We start from the raw sequence: 1,199 nt of genomic DNA, 5'->3' as shown, positions 1-1,199 counted from the left end.
CGGCGCGCGTCAAGCAAGTTGTCGCCTCACTCATGCAGCCAGAGGCTGTTTATTTGCGCTGATCGACGCCATCTCGACGACTGAGTCGCGTTCGGGGTTAAGCGTCACGGCACCAACCGGTGTCCAGTTGCGCGTGTGACGCGACCAGCGGGCCGGATTGCACGCGCGCGCCTTCGCGTACAGTGCGTGACGTGCCACGAGAAGCGCACGATCGTCACCGGCATGACGCTGCGCAGGTGTCACGTAGCGGATGCCGCTATGACGATGCTCGAAGTTGTACCACTGCACGAAGCCGGCAGCCCAGGTGCGAGCAGCGTTCAGGTCCTCGAAGCCTGTGACCGGAAACTCCGGCCGGTACTTCGCGGTTCGGAACAGCGCCTCGGCGTAGGCGTTGTCGTCGCTGACACGGGGGCGTGAGTACGACGGCTTGACACCCAGCCAGTGGAGCATCGCCAGCACGGTGGTGGCCTTGAGCGTCGCACCGTTATCGCCGTGCAGCACCGGCCGGGTCTCAAGGACGGCAATGCCTTCGGAGAGCGCCGTACGACGCACGAGATGAGCAGCGTGTTCGGCCGCGTCGCTGTCGTGCACCTCCCAGCCGACAATCTTGCGGCTGTACAGGTCCAGGATCATGTACAGGTGGAACCATCGCCCTGTTACCGTTGCCGGCAGATAGGTCATGTCCCAGCACCACACCTGGCGCGGTGCCGTGGCGACGTGCGTGGTCGGCGGCCGGGCGCTCGAAGGCGTTCTGGCACGGCCACGGCGCGTCATCTGCCCATGCTCGCGCAGCACGCGTGCAAAGGTCGATTCGCTGGCGATGTACACGCCTTCGTCGGCCAGCATCGGCACGATGCGCGCCGGTGGCATGTCGGCAAAGCGCGGCTCGCTGGCTACGCGCAGCACGTTCGCCCGCTCCTGCGGGCTCAGGGCGTGCGCGGGCAGCGGGCGCGTCGCGCCGGGCCTGGCGTCACCCTTGACGAGCCCCTCATGGGCCTTCCAGCGCTGCAGGGTACGCACGTCGATCCCGGCCACCTCGCAGGCCAGGCGCAACCGTGCGCCAGCCAGTCTTGCCGAATCGATTTCCCGGGCCAGGAGCTGGCGATCTTCGAGGCCGATCATTCGTCCTCGCCCTTGTCCGTGTTGAAGATCGCCCCGAGTTTTTTTGAAAGAACCAGCAATGCGGCTGCCTCGGCCAG

Annotated in this window: 1 pseudogene; it reads right to left on the bottom strand. The window is 66.2% G+C overall.

What is annotated here, in order from left to right:
• Window positions 1-30: 30 nt before the first annotated feature.
• Window positions 31-1,199 (bottom strand): annotated as a pseudogene (locus tag F6X37_RS35770) (IS3 family transposase); the annotation flags it as partial.

The sequence above is a fragment of the Paraburkholderia sp. 31.1 genome, from assembly GCF_014397645.1.
GTDB lineage: Bacteria > Pseudomonadota > Gammaproteobacteria > Burkholderiales > Burkholderiaceae > Paraburkholderia > Paraburkholderia tuberum.
The sequence above is the reverse complement of the archived record's forward strand: the minus strand, read 5'-3'. Positions and strand labels throughout refer to the sequence as shown.